Below are 19,020 nucleotides of genomic sequence, written 5' to 3'. Positions count from 1 at the left end.
ATTGTCTTTTTGCATCCTTTTGCTTTTCACTTACACGCCCCGGACGCTATTGCGTCACGAGACTTTTGCTGTACTCTGTAAACGCTTTGCCGAGTCTTGCGATGGCGAGCTGCGTATCTTCGCGGTTCAACAGCGTGTAGTTCAAGCGCATCGTGTTGTGCTGCGGCTCGGCGGCGTAAAACGGCTTGCCTGGCACGAATGCCACGCCTTCTTGTACAGAGCGGGCCAACAGCTTCTCTGCGTCCACATCGGCTGGCAAGTTGACCCACAGGAACATGCCTCCGCGCGGCTTTTCCCACTGCACGCCATCCCAGCTTTGTGCGAGCAAAAGCTCGTTCATCCATTCCATGCGCTCTTTGTAGGAAGCGCGGATTTTTTCGATGTGGCTTTCCAGATCGAAGCGGGAGAGCAACTCGTGCAGCGCGATCTGGTCAATGGTGCTGGACTGGAGGTCGACGGCTTGCTTCGCTTTTACCATCATCGAAATGACGCGCTGGTCGCCGATTGCCCATCCGGTGCGCAGACCAGGAGCAACGATCTTGGAAAACGTGCTTGTATAGACGACACAGGAATTGGTCGGATGTTCGTCGAGCGAGAAAATCGAGCGGTACGAAGCTTCGCCGTCAAACTGGATTTCGCCGTACGGATCGTCCTCCAGAATGAGAATGTTGTTTGCCTTGCACTGGGCGAGCAAGCCCTGGCGGCGTTCGAGGCTCCATACTTTTCCCGTAGGATTCGCAAAAGTCGGAATGACGTAGACCATTTTCGGACGATACTGCGCGATCTTTTTCGCCAGATCCTCCAGGTCCATCCCTTCCGAATCACCTTCCACCGGAATGGCGCGAATCCCCCGGAACTGGAACAATTGGACTGCAGCCAGATACGTTGGATTTTCTACCAGCACGACGTCGCCTTCATCCAAATAGACTCGACACAGTAAGTCGACGGCCTGCTGGGAGCCGGTGGTCAACAGCATATTGTCCAAGCCTACGTTCATATGTTTTTGCTTCATTCGTGAGGCTACCCACTCCCGAAGCGGGATATATCCGTCTGTCAAACCGTATTGCAACGATTTCGCGCCCAGATCGAATGCCCGATTAAACGCTTCGCGCATTTCCTGGATGGGAAAAGAATCCTCGGCTGGCAGGCCACCTGCGAGCGAGAGCACTTGATTGCCTTGGGTCAGCTTCAAGATTTCCCGGACAGCCGAGGAGGATAATGCATCTACTGATTTCGAAAATGTGTACTCCATGTTCCGTTCCCCCTTGATTTTGCTTATTCTTGTTTTATCACTGTCGATAGGCAAAGTCCAATCCCCGCTGGCTATGAGCGGATAGGTTTTGGCTATGTCGAGCGATTGTTCAATCGACTGCTTCCTCGGCTAAGGTGATCAGGATGCCGCTAACTGCTGCCTAGTGTGCCGTGCCGTTGCAGGCTGTTTTCCCATGTAAAAAAGCCACTGCCCGCTTTTCGCGCAGGCAATGACCCTACTTTTCGATGCACCAGTCCGCTGTGCGAAAATCTGTGTACACCCCTTTTGTCTCGGTCGAGCAGGAATAGCTTTTGTGGTGAGTGAGATCGAGCAGCGTCAATCTGACGCCGTGCTTCGCCCCGGTATCAATGCCGATCCGGTCAGCTTCTGCCCAGATGTCTCCCGGCGCAACCCCCATGCGATAGGTGGGAGTGTGACCAAAGACGACGATCCACTCGTAGCGAGACGGGCTGTTCCAAAACTCCTCGCGAATGGAAAGCAGATCGACCTGCTGCTGGGCAGCGAGCGCGATTCCCGGGCGAATGCCCGCATGGACGAACAAGTATGGCCCGTGCTCGATGTACAATGGCAATCCGGCGACAAAGGCAACGGCTTGCTTGATCGACTCTGGCTGCTCTCCTGCCGCATGCTGGTCGAGAAACCATTGCTCCAGATTGCCCCGCACGGCTGCCGCCCCTTCTTGCAGCAGTCCTTGCACAAAAGAGAGCGTCTCCCACGTCTCCGGGCTTTTGTCGATATAGTCGCCGAGCAGAAACAGCCGATCGACTTTCGGATCGTACTGGGCCAGCTCCAGAAGCTGCTTTGCCCCTGCACCGTGCCCGTGAATGTCTGAAATGGCAAGGATACGTGACATGACTTCGCTCACCTTTCGTCCAGATGAGGAAACAAGTAAGCGGCTGATGGCTTCAGGCAGACGTATCCCCGTTCCGTATTTTCCAGTCGCTCCGCGTGAAAAAAGGCCAAAGTCTGCCCTCCGCCGATTTCACCGAGGATGCGCCAGCGGTTGCCTTCGTATGTGCTGTGCACGACGCGAACTGGAAAACTGTTTGCCTCCGGCTGCTGCGCCCACTCTGCTTCTTCGGGACGAAACAAAAGGTCAATCTGCTCGCCGTCTGCAAGCGCTGACTGGACATGAGCGCGATCCCCGCTTCCTTTTGCGGCGGGTATTGTACCCTCGACGAGCGCTTCTCCGATGAGCGCGATGTCGCGGCCAGCTGCCTTGCGCAACGTGCCCGTCAGCTGATTGCCAGCCCCCAGCAAAGACGCGGCAGAGCGTGTCGCTGGCTGCTCGTAGCAATCTTGCGGCGCTCCCATCTGATCGATCGCCCCCGCTCTCATGATGACCAGCCGATCTGCCATGGCAAACGCTTCATCCGGATCGTGTGTCACATGAAAGACGGTTGTTCCCAGACGGCGGAACAAGTAAGCCATTTCCGTGCGCATGCGGATGCGCAGCCGCATGTCGAGATTGGATAGCGGCTCATCCAGCAAAAGCAAATCCGGCTCTGTGGCAAGCGCGCGAGCAATCGCCACACGCTGCTGTTGGCCTCCTGACAGCTGTGGCGGCAGGCGTTGCTCCAGTCCTTCGAGACGCAGCAAGCTGACAAGCTCGGCAATCTTGGCCTGTATGTAATCCGCTTTCGCTTTTTTGCGCTGCAATCCATAAGCGATGTTCTCGTGGACCGTCATGTGCGGCCACAGGGCGTAGTCTTGAAACACCATGTTGATATTGCGCTTTTCTGGGGGCACCAGTCGCGTAGGCGAAGCGACCTGCGCACCTCGCAGCTGCACTTCTCCCGCATCTGGCTGCGTCAGCCCGGCAATGACTTGCAACAAAGTCGACTTCCCGCAGCCGGATGGCCCCAGGACGCTGATGATTTCTCCCTTTTGGACGGACAAATCAATTCCGCGCAGGGCAGCATAGTTGCCAAACGATTTGTGTACTCCGCGAACTTCCAGTATCGGATTCAAGCATGATCTCTCCCAGCTTTCCATTTTTTCGGCTGAAACAACAGCTCGACAATGACGATGATCAGGACGACCAAACCGCCGCCCATCAAGGTCGAAGCCGCCGCGTAAGCGAATTTCAGATCTTCAAACGCCTTGTTAATAAAGACGGGCAAGGTCATAAAATCAGGCGGGAACAAAATCGAAGTCGCCGCCAAATCAAACACACTACTGCCAAAAGCGGACAAACCTGCTGCGACGAGCGCCCCGCGGATCAACGGCAGCAAAATCCACCTCACGCGCTGGACGAAGCTTGCTCCCTGCATTTGCGCAGCTGCCAGCAGCTGCCCCGGCACTTTTGCCATCGCGCCGACAATGACCCGCGTAATGATCGGAATGGCACCTGCCACACTTGCCAGCGCGAGAATCCACGGCGTTCCGTACAGCAACAAGCCGATCGGTTCGAGCCAACGCTGATTCCAGACAAAAATATAGCCAATGCCGAGAACAACGCCAGGTACAGCCAGCGAGACCAGCGAGATAACGTCGACAGCCCTGCGGTATTTGAACGGCGAATACGTCAGCACGTAGGCGACGAAAAATCCGACGATCAGTCCGATAATGCCTGCGGTAGCGGCGATGCCAAGCGAATGCAGCAAGCCGTCCAGCAAGGCTTCTCCATCGGCAAACAGCTCTTCGTAATGACGCAGAGTCAATCCTTGCAAGCCCTGATCCATGCTCGATGTATCCGAGATGGACATGAGCAGGTTCGCCCCGAACGGAATGCCGATGACGACCAGCAAAAAGCTGATGCAGCCGATATTCAGCCACAGGCTGCCCCGCTTTGTTGTCTTGCGCTCCTGTCTGGTCGCCCGGGAGGACAGTACATCAAACCGCGCCTTGCGCATCACATAAAACTGAATGCTCATCGCAGCGACAATCAGCAGCACGAGGTAAAACGACAGCACTCCCGCCATGTCAAAGCGGATGGGCGACGTGTACAGAGCCGAATAAATCGAATACGGCAGCGTCGGAAAACGGAAGACAGCAGCAATTGAAGCTGGCAAGCCGAAGTCGCCGATCGTATCCATGAACACGAGCAGCGCCCCGGAACAAATCGCAGGCAGCAATAGCGGCAGCTCCACCGTGCGCCAGACCGTCCAGAGCGAGCCGCCGCACAATCTGGCTGCCTCTCCCAATCGGTCCACCTTCCATTCCAGCGCACTCGCAATCGCCAAGTAAGCGAGCGGGAATTTGCTGAGCGACATCACCACAACCAGACCTTCTGGCGAAAAGACGAGACTTGTGATCCAGGTCCAGCCCAGCCAGGCGTTCGCCAGACCATCTGCCGCAGCAAACATCACCCAGCCTTGCGCCAAAATGAACGATGGCGTAATCAGCAACACCCAGACCGCCAGATCGAGCAGCCTTGCCGTTTGAAACGACCAGCGCGAACGGACGATAGCCAGTGCGCAGCCGAGCGCTGTCGCAAATACCGTCGTTCCTACGCCAAGGTATAAGGAATTTTTCAAGGAAGCCAGCCAGAGCGGCCGGGTGAACACGTCCAGCAGCAGCGATAAATCCCCGATGTTCCACTGCCCGAAAAACACACCGGGCAACAACACTTGAATGATGACAGCAGCAAGCGGCAATAAAATCAGGAAAAAGAGAATGGCCAGCACGAGCCAGCCCATTCGGTTTCCATATGTCCCTAGCAATCTCATCGCTTTACTTTACCGCTTTGTCGGCAAACCATTGCTTGATTTCCGCTTCATGCTCGGAAGCCCACTCTGGATCGGCGACGACCAGCTTGGCATTCGCAGCCCGGTCTTTTTTGGCAACGGCTCCTTTTGCGGACGGCTCGAAGTAGCTTTCTTCTCCCTGATCGATCAATTGCTGCTGGACCTTCGGATCGAGAATGAAGTCGATAAACGCTTTCGCTGCTTCCACGTTTTTCGTATCCTTCTGAATCCCGGCTACGCGCACAGATGCAGGCGCTCCTTCTTCTGGCCAGATGATTTCAACAGGCTCTTTTTTGTTTTTCAGCGTGTAGGCATTGCTTTCTTGCAGGGCTGCCAGTTTGATCTCGCCCCCTGTCAAAGCTTTTGCCACATTCGGATTTTTCGGGTAGACGCGAGCGCCGTTTTGCAGCAGCTGATCGAAGTAAGCTTTGCCTTTGTCCATGCCCTCCTGCTGGAAAAACCAGGCGACAAACGGATAGGCTGGAGCAGCTACCGCCGGGTCCGCCATGCCGACCATATTTTGAAACTCCGGCTTGACCAGATCGTTCCACGATTTCGGAGCTTTGTCTGCCGGGAGTTGTTTCGTATTGGCAATGATGACACCCGCTGCATGTGCACCTGTCGGGTAGTACGTTTTGTTCGCTGGAACGAGCTTCGCCGCAAAGTCTGTCAAGCCCGCAGCGTTATTCGGCGTCCAGCCTTCGAGCAGTTGTCCGTCTTTGCCCAGCTTGTGAATCGACGGCATCGCGTCCATCCAGACGACATCCCAGTGCGGATTGCCTTTTTCCGCTTCGATCCGCGACATGATTTCTGCTCCGTTGCCAGAGACGAGTTTGACTTTGTAGCCTGTCTCTTTTTCAAACATCGGGCCGATGATCTCATCGAAGTCATTGAGATAGACGACGAGCGGCTCTCCCTTCGACTTGTCTTCTTTTGTTGGCGCGCTCCCGGTTGTTGTGGATGCTGCCGGCTGATTGCCCGCTTTGTCTGTACCTGATGCTGCCGGAGTGGTGGAGCCTTGTCCACATCCTGCAAAAAGCAAAGACGTGGAGACGAGCAGCGTCAATACGGACCATTTTGGCTTGCGATTTTTCTTGTTCATTCCGTTTCCCTCCCATTTCTTTTCCTACCGACAACTTTACGCGATTAGTGTGAGCGGAAAGTAAATGAGATGCTAAGCTTGTGTTAAATAACGTCTATGTTTATTGATGGAACGATAGAGAGTATCTATACTGGTGGCGGAGGGATCGACTCGATGAATATTCAGCAATTGCGCGTATTTGCCGTTTCCGCTCAGTGCAAGTCGCTGACCGAAGCCGCCGAAGCTTTGCATATCAAGCAGCCAACCGTCAGCTTTCACCTGAAAAAACTGGAGAGCGACCTCGGCGTGGAGCTGTATTACAAGCAGCCGCGGCACTTTCGCCTGACGGAAGCAGGAGCGGCGCTCTTGCCTTATGCCCGCAGAGTGTCCACTTTGCTCACAGAGGCCGGACAAGTCATGGAGGAGTTTCGCCACGGCGGCAGAGGAACGCTGAAAATCGGGGCGAGCTATACGCCTGCCACCTACTATCTTCCCCCTTATCTGGCTTCATTTCAGGCGGAGCATCCGCACGTCCTGCCGATTTTGACCGTAAAAAAAGCGCGGCCGCTCATGGAGCTGCTGCGCGATTTTGAGATCGATTTGGCGATTGTCTCGTTGTCCATGCAGCCCCAGGACGGTCTGCATGTCATTCCGCTGCTTGCCGACGAGCTGCGCCTCGTTCTCGCTCCGCAAAATCCGCTTGCCCAAAAAAGCGTGATCGAGCTGACTGATTTGCAATCCGAGCCATTTCTCATTCACGAAGCAGGCTCCACCTCACGCGAGCTTGCTGAACTTTGGGCCCAGGAAAACCAGCTGCGCTGGCAAGTGCGCATGGAGCTGGGGGCGATTGAGACGATCAAGGAAGCGACCAAACACAACATGGGCGTCAGTGTCCTGCCGTATCGCAGCGTCGTGCGCGAAAGCGAGACTGGTGAACTGATCGTTCGCGAACTGCCCGGCTACGTCAATCGCCGGCACATTTGCCTCGTCTATCGCCAGGACGACATCATGCCTTATCCGGTCCAGAGCTTCATCCGGTTTTTGCAGCATCAACGCCCGCACGCAAAAAGCCCCTCTCCGCTGTAAAAGGGAAAGGGGCGATTATGTAAATCAAATAGCTATTCTACGCGATGCGAACAACACGAGCCTTTTCTGCTTGCGGCAAGAAAGACAAGTCTACGTGTCCACGTGCTTCATCCAGTCCGATGTCCTCTGCCAAAAGCAGCGCTTCTTCCTGGAAAGTCGGCGTACAGCTTCCTTCGTTCAGCTCACAGAGACGCTTCAAACGCTTCAAGCGATCCGCGCATTTCTCTGCACGCATGCATTCATTGGTCAGCTCACATACATTTACATGGCGCGCATCTGCGATCATGCTGATATCATCTACGTGCACAATCAGCCGCTTGCCTTCTTCTGTGACGAATCCGATCGAGCAAAAATGCGCACCTGACATTTCCAAACGAGTGAGAACCGCATTGGCAAAAATCTCTCCCGTGCGCAGTCGAACCTGAGCTGCTTCAATGGCTCCACCGATCTTCCGCTCGTTGGCGATCACCGTATACATGTCCGTGTAACCGTTAATCTGATAGCGCATAGTACCCTCCCGCTCTTGCTGAGATCAATTATCATTACCATCCTATAATGAAAATCATTATCTGTCAACGGTGAGAATGATTTTTATTCGCCTTGCCTGTCTTGGTTTCCAAAAACGCATGGCCCTTACATTTTACCCAGAAAATCTCCTGCTATCCCCTGATTTCCAAACAAAAACCGCACTTTCTCATGCAGGAAAGTGCGGTCCGTTCTCATCCTATTTGGTATTGGCAAACAGTCCTAATTTCTCAATGCGCTGTACCGCTTCGGCCAGACGTTCTTCACTCGACAACAGCGCGGCGCGAACGTATCCTTCCCCGGTAGGGCCGAAGCCGTCACCGGGAGCAACGACGACATGCGCTTTTTCCAAGAGCAAATCGGAAAACTCGATGGAAGTGAATCCGGCTGGAACCGGGAGCCAGGCAAAAAACGAGCCTTGGGACGGCGGCGCTTGCCAGCCGATGCGGTGCAGATTGGAGAACAAGGCGTTGCGTCTGCTTTCGTAGACAGCCACCAAATCCCGAACGCATTGCTGCGATTCGGTCATCGCGGTTACCGCGGCCATTTGCACAGCACCGAACAGGCTGACGAAATAATGATCCTGAATCAGATTGATCAGTCTCACCAGCTCGCGGTTGCCGACCATCGCCCCTACGCGCCAGCCAGCCATGTTGTACGTTTTGGACAAAGTGTAAAACTCGACACCGACCTCTTTTGCCCCTGGCACCTGCATGAAGCTGACCGGCTTTTTGCCGTCGTAGCTGATCGCGCCGTAGGCAAAGTCGTGGCAGACGACGATCTCATGCTTGCGGGCAAATTGAATCGTTTCCTCGTAAAATTCAAACGGCGCGTTCACCGCTGTCGGGTTATTCGGATAGTTCAAAAACATCAGCTTGGCCCGATCCAAATCGGCTTGCGGAATTTTGCTGTAGTCCGGCAAAAACTGATTTTCTGCTGTCAGCGGCATCATCGACATCCGACCATTGACGACCGCCACACCCGACCAGTAATCCGGATAGCCCGGGTCCGGTACGAGCGCGACGTCGCCTGCGTTCATCAGCACCTGGCAAATTTCCACCAGTCCTGTTTTGCTGCCGAACAAAACCGCTACTTCTTCTTCCGGATCAAGGTCTACGTCAAATTGTTGTTTGTACCAGTGCGCAACAGCCTGCTTCAGCTCCAGTCGGCCGGAAAAAGGCGGGTACTTGTGGTGAAGCGGGTTGGCTGTATGTGCTTGTAGCGCTTCTACGATGTGGGGAGGAGTCGGCAAGTCCGGGTTTCCCTGCCCCAGGTTGATCACATCGTGCCCGTTGGCGATGACTTTATTTACTTTCGCTACCAACGTCGCGAAAAATTGGGTTGGCAGTCGGTCAATCATGTCGGAAGGTTGGATACGCATTTCTCTTCAGTTCCTTTCTTTTCGCCCATACAGCAAAAACCCCCTTTTTCCGTACAGAAAAAGGGGGAGATCAGCTTGGTCACGTCCTTATCTGTCAGGAATGCTCCTGCTGGAATTGGCACAGCATCTGCATCGCTACACGCGCAGATCCGCTGCCGGGCTTCATAGGGCCAGTCCCTCCGCCTCTCTTCATAAGTAAATCACACGGAATATACTGTTTTTAATCTTCTTCATACTACATTGCCTGCTCTCGACGTGTCAAGATGCTTCCCCGCAGGCGCTCGCCTTTTTTCGCTACATCTTTTCTGCGGTTGGCACAGCCACCTTTTGACGGCGATTCAAAAACGTTGTGTGGAAGGCGAAAAACGCCACGGACAAGAGCGCAAGCCCTGCCATGATGTACAAAAGCCCTTGCGCCTGGAAGTGCTGGAAAATGATCGCGCCGAGCAACGGTCCGAGCATCCTCCCTGCCGAGCCTGTTCCCGCGATCAGCCCTTGAATAAAGCCTTCCCGTCCTGCTGGCGTAATTTGCGCCGCTACGGCAGGAACGGCTGGCCAGACGAGCATTTCGCCCAACGTCATGATAAACATCGCGGCGACGAAGCCCGCATAGGAGGTCGACTGCGACAAAATCAGCATCGACAAGGCAAAGACGTAGGAGCCGAGCAGCATTTGCGCTTTCAGCGTGCGAGCAAAGCGGCGAATGACCCAGGCGATCAGCGGTTGACCAAACAGGATCAAGCCGCCATTCAGCGTCCACAGCAAGCTGTACTGGCGCAAGGAGATGCCCAAAGATTGCATGTAAGTCGACAACACCGTCGTCCATTGCACGTACACAATCCAGCTGATCAGCAAGCCGCTGCACAAAAACAGCAAGGCTCCCCAAACCACTTTTCGCGTTGGCTGAAGCTCTCCTGCGCCATGTGCGCCAAGCTGTCCGTCAGCATCGGTCTTGCTCGTGTCCGACTCGCCCGCTGGCGAAGCAGGCAGTGGCCGATTCTCCGCCGCTTTCAGATGGCGCGGCAAAAAGATCACGAAGATGGCGAGAACGATCATTTGCGTGAGTGCGTTCCCGAAAAAGGTCCAAGAAAACGATACGCTCGCCAAAAGTCCGCCCAGCGCCGAGCCTGCCGCCACTCCCGCATTCAACGCGACGTAAATCATGTTGATTCCTTTGCGCCCGCCTTCCGGCCACAAAACGACCGCCAGCGCGTTCATGACAGGAGACAGCGTTCCGTAGAACAGCCCGTTTAACAGCAGCAGGATCGTATACACGGTAAAATCGTGCGTAAGTCCAAGACCGATTGTAATCAAAATAATGCCGACAGAGCCGATTATGATCGTCCGCATTCTTCCCCAGCGGTCAAACAGCATGCCACCCGTGATGCTTCCGATCAAAAACGCGCCCTGGTTCAATAACAGCAAAAAACCCGCTACAGGCAGCGGCTTCCCCAAGTAATCGTGAATGTAAATCGTGACGAGCGGCCATATACATGCCATACCCGTAGAAAAAATGATGGCAGCAACCGCCAGAAGACGAATGCTGCTCGGATAGGATTCCCATTTCTGTCTCATGATCTAGTTCTCTCCCCGACGAAAATCGCCGTTCTTCCCGCCTGATTTGCTCAACAGACAGGTCGGCCCGATGACCATGCCTTTGTCCATCGCCTTGCACATGTCGTACACCGTAAGAGCAGCAACGCTTACCGCTGTCAAAGCTTCCATCTCGACGCCTGTTTTTCCGGTCGTCCGCACGCTTGCTTCCAGGCCCAGCGTTGTCTCGTTTTCAAACGTGAAGCGAATATCAATCCCGGTCAAGGAAAGCGGATGGCACATCGGAATGATGTCCCACGTCTTTTTCGCAGCCATGACTCCCGCTACTTGCGCGACTGCCAGCACATCCCCCTTCTCTACCCGCCCTTCGCGAATACGCTGAAGCGTCTCGGGCTTCATGACGATTTTGCTTTCCGCTACGGCCTCCCGCTTGGTGATGTCTTTTTCCGAAACATCCACCATGCGCGCACGGTTTTGTTCATTAAAATGCGTCAGTTGATCACTCATGTTCCTGTTCGTCCTCCATTTGTACGATCCCGTAACCCGCTTGCAACTTTGCTTCTTCTACCTTACTCCCGCCGCTTGCGAAAAGCAATGGGAACACCGCGAGATTTGTCTTTGGCAAATCATGTCGCACCGCTTTCACTATCTTGCTGATTTATTGCCGAAAACGTACGGAATCGCGAAAACAAAGGTATACTGTGCGTACATCGGCAATCGTTAAGGAGGCGCAAACAAAATGAACAAAAATCAGCACATATACTGGGCAAAAGTAGAGCATGGCGAGTGGAGTCTGCACATCGCAGCAACAGAGAAGGGACTTGCTTTCGTCGGCTCCAATCACCACCCGATTGACGAATTGGCACAATGGGCAGCGCGGCGCAAACCCCGATACGCTCTCGTCCAGGATGCGGCTCGGCTGGCTCCGTACGCCAAAGAGATCATCGAGTATTTGCAGGGAGAACGCCAGCAGTTTTCAGTCGCTCACGATCTGTCGGGCACTCCTTTTCAACAAGCGGTTTGGCAGGCGTTGCAGCAAATTCCGTACGGACAGACGGCCTCTTACTCCGACATTGCTGCCCATATCAACAACAGCGCGGCTGTCCGGGCAGTGGGCGCAGCGATTGGCGCCAATCCGTTGTTGTTGACGATTCCGTGCCATCGGGTGGTCGGAAAAGACGGGAAGCTTACAGGCTATCGCGGCGGCCTCCCCATGAAAACAGAGCTGCTCAAGCTGGAGAAAACGAGCGTGAAACGGAGCGCTGTCCATGTCTGACACGTTGGCGAATCGAATCGACGCGCAAAGCTGGGAGCAGATCGTTCATGAGTTGGATGCACAAGGCTACGCCACTCTCCCGCGTCTATTAAAGGAAGAAGAATGTCAGGAGTTGATCGCGGGCTACTCCGCTGACTCGCTTTTTCGCAAAACAATCCAGATGGAGCGCTACCGCTTTGGCAGCGGCGAATATCGCTACTATCAGGCTCCGCTGCCGCCGCTCGTCCAACAGCTCAGGGCAAGCTTGTATCCCCGGCTGGCTCCAGTAGCCAATCATTGGGGGCAACTGCTCGGACATACGGCTGCTTTCCCTGCGGCTCTGACTGATTTTCTCGATCATTGTCACCAGCACGGACAGACCAGGCCGACGCCGCTGATTTTAAAATACGAAGCAGGCGGCTACAATTGTCTGCATCAGGATATGTACGGAGAGCTGTTTTTTCCGTTTCAGGTTGTGTTTGTCTTAAATCAGCAGGAAAAAGACTTTTCCGGCGGGGAATTTCTCCTGACAGAGCAACGACCACGCGCGCAAAGCAGAGGTCATGTGATAACCTTGGAGCAAGGGGCGGGATTGATTTTCCCCACCTCCTACCGCCCTGTAGCCGGGACACGCGGCTACTACAAAACGACGATGCGTCACGGAGTCAGCACGATCACGACAGGCACGCGGTACAGCCTGGGCATCATTTTCCACGACGCTACGTAAAAGAAGGGATTAGCTTGAAAAGCACGCTCTTTTACAAACAACCGAAGTCGCTCCTGAATAAAGGCAGCGGCTTTCTCGCAGATTACACGCATTCGCTCAACCCGTACACAGGCTGTTCGTTCGCCTGTTCTTACTGTTACGTGCGGCAAATGCCTGTCTCGCTGTTTCGCGGTTTGGACTGGGGCACGTGGGTCGACGTCAAAACCGAAGCAGCCACGCTGCTTGCCAAAGAGCTGAGCAAAGCAAAGGCAAAAGGCAAGGTCACGATTTTCATGTCGTCGAGCACAGACCCTTATCAGCCTGCGGAGTACCGGGAAAAAGTGACACGCTCGCTGTTGGAAGTCATGGCGGACAATCCACCCGACTTTTTGCTCGTTCAGACGCGCAGTCCGCTGGTCACACGCGATATCGATTTGCTCGTTCAACTCGGAGAGCGTGTACGGGTCAGCATGACGGTGGAAACCGACCGGGAGGATATGCGCAAGCTGTTTTCGCCGCAGGCCCCGCCGATTGCGGCTCGGCTGAAAGCGTTGGAGCGACTGGCTGCCGCTGGCGTCCCGACCCAGGCGACGATCGCTCCGGCCTTGCCGAGCACGGAAGCGTTTCCCGACTTGCTGCGGCCGCTGGTCACGCGCGTCTGCCTGGACGACTTTTATATGGGAGACGGCAGCGGCGGCAAACGGACGAGCAAAAACGGCATCCCCGCCCTGTTCAGCGAAGCGGGACTAGAGGAATGGGCGGGACCTTCCGCGTATCGGATCGTCTACAAGCGGCTGTTGCGCGTCTTCGCCCCTGACGAAGTCAAAATCAGCCAGGAGGGATTCGCCCCCTAGCCCTTTTAGCGTGCACCTTGCAGCCCTTCGCTCATTGGCATCTCTCTCCGATTGTGATATCGTCAAGCCATAGAGAACTGTCATTTACAAGCGGAAGTGAGGAATTGCCTTGACGATTACCGTATTGTTGTTTGCCGGACTGGCCGAACGCGCCAATGCCCGCGACATCCAATTGACTTTGCCAGAAAACGCTACTGTACACGATCTGCTGCAAGCAATCCGGGAAGAGTACCCTGTCCTCGCCCCGCTGCTCGGCAGCAGTTTTGTTTCCATTAATCACGAATACGCCCAGCCTGATCGCGTCATTTCCGCTCAGGATGAGATCGCTCTTTTGCCTCCAGTCAGCGGCGGTGAAGAAGTGCCCTTTTTTGCCGTTACCCGGGAAAAGCTCTCGGCGGACAAGCTGGTCAGCCTCGTGAGCAACCCGCACGCAGGCGCGATTCTCACCTTTGTCGGGACGGTGCGCGAATTTACGCACGGACAGCGCACGGTCTACCTGTCCTATGAAGCGTACGAACCGATGGCAGTGGAAAAAATGAAGCAGGTCGCGGACGAGATCAAGGAACGCTGGCCTGGCGCGACCGTCGCGATGCATCATCGCATCGGAGATTTGGCTGTAGAGGAAATCGCAGTCGTCGTCGCTGTCGCTACTGCGCACCGCAACGAGTCTTTTGAAGCAGGGCGCTACGCCATCGAACGACTGAAGCAAATCGTTCCGATCTGGAAAAAAGAAATGTGGGAAGACGGCAGCGAATGGAAAGGCCACCAGCAAGGTCCGTGGAATCCGCTTGCCTCCGAGTACGGAAAGGAGGAGTAGTCGCTTTGGATACACGCTATTCCCGTCAAATCCTGTTTCATCCGATCGGACGCAGCGGGCAGGAGAAGCTCGGACAAAGCCGTGTGGCCATCGTCGGCATGGGGGCGCTTGGCACCGTGCTGTCGAATCATCTGGTTCGCGCCGGAGTAAGCTTTGTCCGCCTGATCGACCGCGACTTCGTGGAGCCGAGCAACTTGCAGCGGCAGATGCTCTACGACGAGACGGATGCCGCCGAGCATTTGCCAAAAGCGATTGCAGCCCACGCCAAGCTGTCGAACATCAATTCATCCGTCGTCATCGAACCGATTGTCGCCGATCTGTCCGCCTATAACGCCGAGGAACTGCTTTCTGACGTCGATCTGGTGCTGGATGCGACAGACAACTTCCAGGTTCGCTATCTGGTCAACGACGTCTGCGTCAAGCACGGCATTCCGTGGGTGTACGGCGGTGCTGTCAGTGCGACGGGCACGTTTACCACGATCCGTCCCGGCATCACGCCATGTTTGCGCTGTTTGTTCCCGGAAGCTCCCAACCCGGGCGAAATGCCCACTTGCGATACAGCGGGCGTCATCGGCCCGATCATTCATATCGTAGCTTCGTATCAAGCTACCGAAGCGTTCAAGCTGTTGGTCGGCGCAACAGACGACCTCAACTTGAATCTGGAGCATTTTGAAATCTGGCAAAACCGCCACCAGCAAATCAAAGTGGCGAATGCCCGCCGCAGCGATTGCCCAACCTGCGGCAAGCACGAATACACCTTTTTGCAGCCCGAATCACAGGACGGACAGGCAGTCTCTCTCTGTGGCCGAGACACGGTGCAAATCTCGCCGGGCGCTGCTGTCTCGCTCGATTTGGACGCTCTCGCAGCACGGCTCGCTCCACTGGGCCGAATTGAGCAAAACAAATTCCTGCTCCGCTTCCACGTCGATGCTTACACCCTCGTCGCCTTCCCGGACGGGCGCGTACTCGTGCAAGGAACGGATGAGGTCAGCGTAGCAAGATCGCTGCACGCCAAATACATCGGCGCGTAATGCCACGAAAAAAGACCTTGAGAATGTATGGCTCTCAAGGTCTTTTTCTTTTTCGATGCTGTTCCTCGGCGCCAGGCTGCCCATCTGGTTGAGCGTCCGCCTGCTCGCTCGGCCATGCTACTGTAAAAGTCGTTCCTTTTCCCGGCTTGCTCTCCACGGAAATGGTCGCCTCGTGCATCTCCACAATTTTTTTGACGATGGACAGTCCAAGACCGCTTCCGCCTGTTGTGCGATTGCGCGACTTGTCTTCCTTAAAAAACCGCTCAAAAATGCGTTCGAGATTTTCTTTGGCGATGCCGATCCCCGTATCGGAAATGCGCACCTGTACAGCGCCCTGCTGCTCGTGCAGTGCGACGCGAATCTGTCCGCCCGGCTCGGTGAACTTGATGCTGTTGGCAAGCAGATTGTTCCACACCTGGCTCATCATGTCCTCGTCAGCCACGATGTACACCTTTTCCAGATCAAGCTCCATTTCAATTTCTTTGTCCAGCCATTGCGGCTCGCACGCCAAAATGATTTGTTGCAACTGCTGATCGAGACGATAGCGCTTGCGTTCAAACGGGTGATGCTTGCCCTCCAGCGAGGTCAGCTTCAACAAGTTGTCGCTGATTTTGGACAAGCGGTTGCTTTCCGTTTCGATGATCTCCAAATAATGTTGACGCTCTTCGGCGCTCAGGCTGTCGTTTTGCAGGGCGCGGGCGAAGCCGCGAATCGAAGTCAGCGGCGACTGGATTTCATGCGAGACATTGGAAATGAACTCTTGGCGCATGTTCTCCATTTCCTGCAATTGCTCCGCCATGTGATTGATGCCCGCCACGAGCTGCCCCCACTCCCGCTCCACTTTGAAATCCAGATTCACGTTGAAATCCCCTTTGGCAATCCGTCTTAACGCATCGATCAGCAATTGAAACAGCTCCAGATGTCGCGGACGGACAAAGCGAGAAATCACAGACGCTATGAGAATAAACAAAACGAAGCTGAGGAAAGAGCTGACTACTGCCCGAATAAATTCGCTCTGCGTAAGTCCCGCATAGTGGAAAACGAAACCGGTCGCCCAATACGCCCCAGCCCCGCAGGCGATGAGCAAAGCCACCAGCCCGACCAGAAACAGCAGTTTCAGAACGATAAACTTGCGACTGGAATGGGACAAATGGTTCGGCATTTGTTTTGGCTGTTTCATTTGTCCAGCTCCAGTCGATAACCGAGGCCGCGGACGGTGCGGATGCGAAAGCCGTACTCCCCTTCCGGAAAACGCTCGCGCAACCGATTGATGTGCACGTCGACGGTTCGTTCGTTGCCTTCAAAATCGTAGCCCCAGATTTGCTCGATCAACTGCTCGCGCGGAATCGTCTGCCCCGGATAGCTCGCCAGCTTGAACAACAGTTCAAACTCTTTCAACGGAATCGTCCACGCCTTGTCCTGACACGCAATCTCGAACGTCTTGCGATCCAACTGCAAAAGCCCTGCCTGTACTTTGTGGGAGGCGGCGATTTTGTAGCGCTTGAGCAGCGCTTTTACCCGCACAGCCAGTTCTGCCGGCTCAAACGGCTTGACGAGATAATCGTCCGTTCCGAGTTCGAAGCCTTTGACTTTTTGTGCCGTCTCTCCTTTGGCCGTCAGCATGAGCAGCGGGGTATCGTAATGTTCACGCAATTGTCGGCACAGCTCCCAGCCGTCCATCTGCGGCATCATAATATCGAGGATGACCAGATCGGCACCGGGCGATTCCATTTTTTTCAGCGCCTCGACGCCATTTTCCGCTTCCACGACCTCGAAGCCCTCGTTGCGCAAAAAGACGCGGACAAGCTCACGAATGTGCGGATCATCGTCCACTACCATAATTTTCGTCATGTCGCCTGCACCTTCTCCTTCATCAGCAATTGCTGGCTAGCCAGCTCCTTGTACATGTCGTGCGATTCAAACAGTTGTTCGTGCGTTCCCATTCCGGTTATTTTGCCTTTTTCCAGGAAGATGATCTGATCCGCGTCCACCACGGTAGACAGTCGGTGGGCAATCACGAGAGTCGTGCGCCCCTTCATCAAGTTTTGCAATGCTTGCTGAACGATGATTTCCGACTTGCTGTCGAGGCTTGAGGTCGCTTCATCCAGCATCAAAATTTGCGGATCGCGCAGCAGGGCGCGGGCAATCCCGATGCGTTGGCGCTGTCCTCCCGACAGCTTGACGCCTCGCTCTCCTACTTGAGTGTCGTAGCCATCAGGCAATTCGTCAATAAACTGGTCCGCGTACGCCATCGCCGCCGCTTGTTTCAGTTCTGCTTCGCTAATCGGGCGGGAAATGCCGTAGCAAATATTTTCCCGGATCGTCCCTGCAATCAAAGGGCTTTCCTGGGAGACGTAGCCGATCTTGCTGCGCCAGGACGCCAGCGAAAACGCATCGATCGGATCATGTCCCAAGCGAATCTCGCCTTCTGCTGGCTGATAAAACCGTTCCAGCAAGGCGAACAGCGTCGTTTTGCCGCTTCCGCTCGGCCCGACAATCGCCGTCACTTTTCCCGCCGGAATCGTGAAGCTGACCTGATCGAGAATGCGCTCCCCGTTTTCGTAGGCAAAGCCCACTTTGTCCAGTTGGATCGGCAGCGCTGCATTTTCCAGTGTGCGACCTGTCTCGTGATCTTCCTCCGGTTCCTCCAATGTAGCTATGATTCGCTCTGTTGCGCCCATTGCCTTTTGCAGTTGGGTAAAAAATTGGGTAAACTGCCCCAGCGGCATGATGATCTGAACGAGGTACAAAATAAACGCGACAAGTTCGCCAGCGCTCAGAGCGCCAGTCGCAACGCGCATCCCGCCGTAGCCCATGATCACGACGAGCAACACCATCAAAACAAACGAGATCAACGGCCCGATCATCGCCTGCACGCGGCCTTCTTTCAGCCCGTAACGGAACAGGTTGCCAATCCCCCGGCTTCCGGCTGCGTACTCATGCGGCTCGGCGTTTTGCGCCTTGACCAGCCGCACCTCGGACAAGACTTGATTCATAACTGTAGTAAAGCTCGCTGTCTCATCTTGCAGCCCTTTGGAGATTTTGTACATTTGCCGGCCTAACGGGACGAGAATCGCGATGGACAGCGGGACGGCGATCAGCATCGTCAGCGTCATTTGCCAATCGAGGTACAACAGCGTTGCCACCGATCCGATGATGGCGATAATTCCGGTAAAAAAGTTGGCGAGGTGCTCGCTGATCAGCCCTTTGACAACCCCGGTGTCGTTCGTCATCCGGCTGATCGTTTCTCCCGTGCGATGGTTGTCATAATAAGCGACGGGCAGGACGAGCAGCTTTTTCCACAAGCGCTCACGCAGCGCAGCCACAATGCTCTGGCCGACGTGATTCAACAAGTAAATGGACAAGCCGCTGGCAATGGCTTGCGCGACGAAAGCAATCATCAACAGCGCAATTTGCCCCTGGCTGATCGTCGAAAGGGTGAAGCTGTCGACGAGGTCTTTCGTAAACATCGGAATGACCAGACTGACCACAGTCGTCGCGATGCTCATAAACAAGGCGATGCCGAGCTTCATTTTGGACGGCTTCGTTGCCTTGATGAGTTGATAAAAAGGTCGCCAATTTCCCAATCCGGGTCGTTGGTTGGTCGTTTGTTCTTTCATATAGCTGACTCCTCTGCTTGTTTTTCGTGACAAGTGATACGATAACGGATGAATGTAAACGAAATATAAACGGGATAATACATGAAGTCTGGATATTTTTCCTTCATTAAATACAACGGGAAACATACCGGTTTGTTTTTTCTCCCAT

At 54.7% G+C, this 19,020-nt stretch carries 18 protein-coding genes and 1 riboswitch; of the genes, 6 read left to right on the top strand and 12 right to left on the bottom strand.

Annotated features, from left to right (window positions below):
• Positions 1 to 46: 46 nt before the first annotated feature.
• The 5 genes from IRJ17_RS12805 to IRJ17_RS12785 all read right to left on the bottom strand — a co-directional run bounded on the left by IRJ17_RS12805 (position 47) and on the right by IRJ17_RS12785 (position 6,064).
• Complete coding sequence (locus tag IRJ17_RS12805) at positions 47 to 1,252, bottom strand: aminotransferase-like domain-containing protein (RefSeq protein WP_122964004.1); 1,206 nt, start codon at positions 1,250 to 1,252, stop codon at positions 47 to 49.
• A 235-nt stretch (positions 1,253 to 1,487) separates the two neighbouring features.
• Entirely contained in the window at positions 1,488 to 2,126 is a 639-nt protein-coding gene (locus tag IRJ17_RS12800; protein WP_242774943.1) for a metallophosphoesterase, read from the bottom strand.
• An 8-nt stretch (positions 2,127 to 2,134) separates the two neighbouring features.
• Positions 2,135 to 3,244, bottom strand: coding sequence for an ABC transporter ATP-binding protein (locus IRJ17_RS12795; protein WP_242774942.1), 1,110 nt, complete (start codon positions 3,242 to 3,244; stop codon positions 2,135 to 2,137).
• Positions 3,241 to 4,944 carry an ABC transporter permease gene (locus IRJ17_RS12790; RefSeq protein WP_242774940.1) on the bottom strand — a complete coding sequence of 568 codons (1,704 nt, stop codon included), beginning with the start codon at positions 4,942 to 4,944 and terminating at the stop codon, positions 3,241 to 3,243. The genes IRJ17_RS12795 and IRJ17_RS12790 overlap by 4 nt, the downstream gene beginning before the upstream one ends.
• 4 nt (positions 4,945 to 4,948) lie before the next feature.
• Positions 4,949 to 6,064, bottom strand: coding sequence for an extracellular solute-binding protein (locus IRJ17_RS12785; RefSeq protein WP_122964000.1), 1,116 nt, complete (start codon positions 6,062 to 6,064; stop codon positions 4,949 to 4,951).
• A gap of 153 nt (positions 6,065 to 6,217) precedes the next feature.
• On the opposite strand from IRJ17_RS12785, the gene IRJ17_RS12780 reads away from it, so the two are divergent.
• Positions 6,218 to 7,129: a LysR family transcriptional regulator gene (locus IRJ17_RS12780; RefSeq protein ID WP_233454101.1), complete on the top strand. Its 912-nt coding sequence runs from the start codon at positions 6,218 to 6,220 to the stop codon at positions 7,127 to 7,129.
• Positions 7,130 to 7,166: 37 nt separating this feature from the next.
• Here IRJ17_RS12780 and IRJ17_RS12775 read toward each other — a convergent pair whose 3' ends face one another.
• The 4 genes from IRJ17_RS12775 to moaC all read right to left on the bottom strand — a co-directional run bounded on the left by IRJ17_RS12775 (position 7,167) and on the right by moaC (position 11,096).
• Positions 7,167 to 7,637 (bottom strand): hypothetical protein, encoded by a 471-nt coding sequence (locus IRJ17_RS12775; protein ID WP_122963998.1) that lies wholly within the window; start codon positions 7,635 to 7,637, stop codon positions 7,167 to 7,169.
• 216 nt (positions 7,638 to 7,853) lie between these two features.
• Positions 7,854 to 9,035 (bottom strand): pyridoxal phosphate-dependent aminotransferase, encoded by a 1,182-nt coding sequence (locus IRJ17_RS12770; protein WP_122963997.1) that lies wholly within the window; start codon positions 9,033 to 9,035, stop codon positions 7,854 to 7,856.
• Between the two features lie 84 nt (positions 9,036 to 9,119).
• Positions 9,120 to 9,233, bottom strand: a riboswitch (SAM riboswitch).
• Positions 9,234 to 9,329: 96 nt separating this feature from the next.
• Positions 9,330 to 10,610 carry an MFS transporter gene (locus IRJ17_RS12765; RefSeq protein WP_173599133.1) on the bottom strand — a complete coding sequence of 427 codons (1,281 nt, stop codon included), beginning with the start codon at positions 10,608 to 10,610 and terminating at the stop codon, positions 9,330 to 9,332.
• Between the two features lie 3 nt (positions 10,611 to 10,613).
• The gene (gene moaC / locus IRJ17_RS12760; RefSeq protein ID WP_063228098.1) at positions 10,614 to 11,096 is read right to left on the bottom strand and encodes a cyclic pyranopterin monophosphate synthase MoaC; all 483 of its coding nucleotides are present in this window, start codon (positions 11,094 to 11,096) and stop codon (positions 10,614 to 10,616) included.
• Positions 11,097 to 11,328: 232 nt separating this feature from the next.
• On the opposite strand from moaC, the gene IRJ17_RS12755 reads away from it, so the two are divergent.
• The 5 genes from IRJ17_RS12755 (at position 11,329) to IRJ17_RS12735 (ending at position 15,252) form a co-directional block, all read left to right on the top strand.
• The gene (locus tag IRJ17_RS12755; RefSeq protein ID WP_122963995.1) at positions 11,329 to 11,865 is read left to right on the top strand and encodes a methylated-DNA--[protein]-cysteine S-methyltransferase; all 537 of its coding nucleotides are present in this window, start codon (positions 11,329 to 11,331) and stop codon (positions 11,863 to 11,865) included.
• Complete coding sequence (locus IRJ17_RS12750; protein ID WP_173599131.1) at positions 11,858 to 12,571, top strand: 2OG-Fe(II) oxygenase; 714 nt, start codon at positions 11,858 to 11,860, stop codon at positions 12,569 to 12,571. The genes IRJ17_RS12755 and IRJ17_RS12750 overlap by 8 nt, the downstream gene beginning before the upstream one ends.
• Positions 12,572 to 12,585: 14 nt before the next feature.
• Complete coding sequence (locus IRJ17_RS12745; protein WP_242774938.1) at positions 12,586 to 13,404, top strand: SPL family radical SAM protein; 819 nt, start codon at positions 12,586 to 12,588, stop codon at positions 13,402 to 13,404.
• 109 nt (positions 13,405 to 13,513) lie between these two features.
• Positions 13,514 to 14,221, top strand: coding sequence for a molybdenum cofactor biosynthesis protein (locus tag IRJ17_RS12740; RefSeq protein ID WP_173596893.1), 708 nt, complete (start codon positions 13,514 to 13,516; stop codon positions 14,219 to 14,221).
• 5 nt (positions 14,222 to 14,226) lie between these two features.
• Positions 14,227 to 15,252, top strand: coding sequence for a ThiF family adenylyltransferase (locus IRJ17_RS12735; protein WP_173596892.1), 1,026 nt, complete (start codon positions 14,227 to 14,229; stop codon positions 15,250 to 15,252).
• A gap of 34 nt (positions 15,253 to 15,286) precedes the next feature.
• On the opposite strand, the gene IRJ17_RS12730 is transcribed toward IRJ17_RS12735, so the two are convergent.
• From IRJ17_RS12730 to IRJ17_RS12720, 3 genes are read right to left on the bottom strand one after another with little or no spacing between them, the layout of a single operon-like run.
• Positions 15,287 to 16,432, bottom strand: a complete 1,146-nt coding sequence (locus tag IRJ17_RS12730; RefSeq protein WP_173596891.1) for a sensor histidine kinase — start codon at positions 16,430 to 16,432, stop codon at positions 15,287 to 15,289.
• Complete coding sequence (locus IRJ17_RS12725) at positions 16,429 to 17,103, bottom strand: response regulator transcription factor (RefSeq protein WP_122963989.1); 675 nt, start codon at positions 17,101 to 17,103, stop codon at positions 16,429 to 16,431. Before IRJ17_RS12725 ends, IRJ17_RS12730 begins: the two co-directional genes overlap by 4 nt.
• Positions 17,100 to 18,872 (bottom strand): ABC transporter ATP-binding protein, encoded by a 1,773-nt coding sequence (locus tag IRJ17_RS12720; RefSeq protein ID WP_242774936.1) that lies wholly within the window; start codon positions 18,870 to 18,872, stop codon positions 17,100 to 17,102. The genes IRJ17_RS12725 and IRJ17_RS12720 overlap by 4 nt, the downstream gene beginning before the upstream one ends.
• Positions 18,873 to 19,020: the final 148 nt, after the last annotated feature.

This window comes from Brevibacillus parabrevis (assembly GCF_022701015.1).
Taxonomy (GTDB): Bacteria; Bacillota; Bacilli; order Brevibacillales; family Brevibacillaceae; genus Brevibacillus; species Brevibacillus parabrevis.
This window is presented reverse-complemented; position numbering and strand designations above follow the sequence as displayed.